This window comes from Kitasatospora putterlickiae (genome assembly GCF_039527695.1).
GTDB classification, from domain to species: domain Bacteria; phylum Actinomycetota; class Actinomycetes; order Streptomycetales; family Streptomycetaceae; genus Kitasatospora; species Kitasatospora putterlickiae.
This window is the reverse complement of record NZ_BAAAKJ010000294.1, coordinates 8,052-9,447: the sequence shown is the minus strand read 5'-3', so window position 1 is coordinate 9,447 and position 1,396 is coordinate 8,052. Positions and strand designations below refer to the sequence as shown.

1 protein-coding gene is annotated in these 1,396 nt (G+C 71.4%); it reads left to right on the top strand.

The features are described from left to right. The first annotated feature begins 29 nt into the window (after positions 1-29). Positions 30-698, top strand: coding sequence for a response regulator (locus ABD308_RS28535; RefSeq protein ID WP_344340525.1), 669 nt, complete (start codon positions 30-32; stop codon positions 696-698). The last annotated feature ends 698 nt before the right edge of the window (positions 699-1,396 follow it).

Genomic DNA, 1,396 nt, shown 5'->3' with positions numbered 1-1,396 from the left:
TCAGGACAAGTACAAGGGGATGACCAGCAGTGATCCGAGTCCTCGTCGCCGATGACGAGCCGCTCATCCGGGCCGGGATCAGGATGATCCTGTCCTCCGCCGACGACATGGACGTGGTGGCGGAGGCCGCCGACGGCCGGCAGGCGCTGGAACTGGCCCGCGCGCACCGGGCGGACGTCGTCCTGCTGGACATCCAGATGCCGGTGATGGACGGGCTGACGGCGCTCGCCGAGCTGCCGAGGGCCGTCCCCGGCGCACGGGCGCTGATCCTCACCACCTTCGGGGAGCGCGAGAACGTGTTGCGCGCCGTGAGCGACGGCGGCGCGGGCTTCCTCCTGAAGGACACCGCGCCGGGCGAGCTGATCCAGGCCGTCCGGGCGGCCGCCACCGGGCACGCGTTCCTGTCGCCCGCGGCGACCCGGCACATCGTCGACTCGCTGGCCGGCGGGCAGGCCGGACCGGCCGCCGCCCGCGGGGCGCGGGCCCGGCGGCGGCTGGAGGTGCTGACCGAGCGGGAGCTGGAGGTCCTGGCGCTGCTCGGGGAGGGTCTGTCCAACGCGGACGCCGGTGCCCGGATCCACATGAGCGAGGCGACGGTGAAGACGTACGTCAGCCGGATCCTGGCCAAGCTGGGGTGCGACAACCGGGTGCAGGCGGCGCTGCTGGCCCGGGACGCGGGGCTGGACGGCGCCGGCTGAGGCGGGTCGACGGCCCGTTCGGTCCGTGTGCGGACGGGTCGCACGCCATGCGCTGAGCGATTTTTCGCTCACTCCCGGTAGTGGTGGTGGTGAACACCACATCGCCGGCGAGTGGAATCGGGAACTCCGATCGGCGTGGTGACGGTGCGTCAGGCGACGGTGGCGATTTGTCGATGAAGCGGCCCGCCGGGCGGCCGGCACGGTGTGAGCGACGGCACGGAATTCGACCGTTTGGGCCGGGAAATCCGGTCAAAGCCGGTCGTTTCCCGGTCGATTACATGATCAATACCGCCGGTAACAGTCAACTGACCTGCGGCGTCCAAGAATTGCTTGATGCGGCGCGGGGGCCGCCCTTAGCTTCATTGGCGGTGCAACGAGCACCACCCGGGTTCACCCCCGACGCACCGCCCGCCGACTGACCACCGGCGCGAGGGCGGTGCCCGCCGACGCGACCGGCTCGAACGGGTCGTCGGCGAGCGGAGGGTGGCTGGGGCGGCACGGCACGTCGGACACGTGTGCGGCCGCCCGTCGAGTGAGGGAGCGACAGCCGGCCCCGCCAGGGGCCTGGTTCCGCACGCCTATCCGGGGCTTGCCGAGAGGAATTCCATGAATCCCCGTCACGAGACCGCCGCTTCCACCACCGTCGACAGCACCACCAACGGCACTGCCAAGCGCAACCGGGTCCGGCTGGCTGTCGT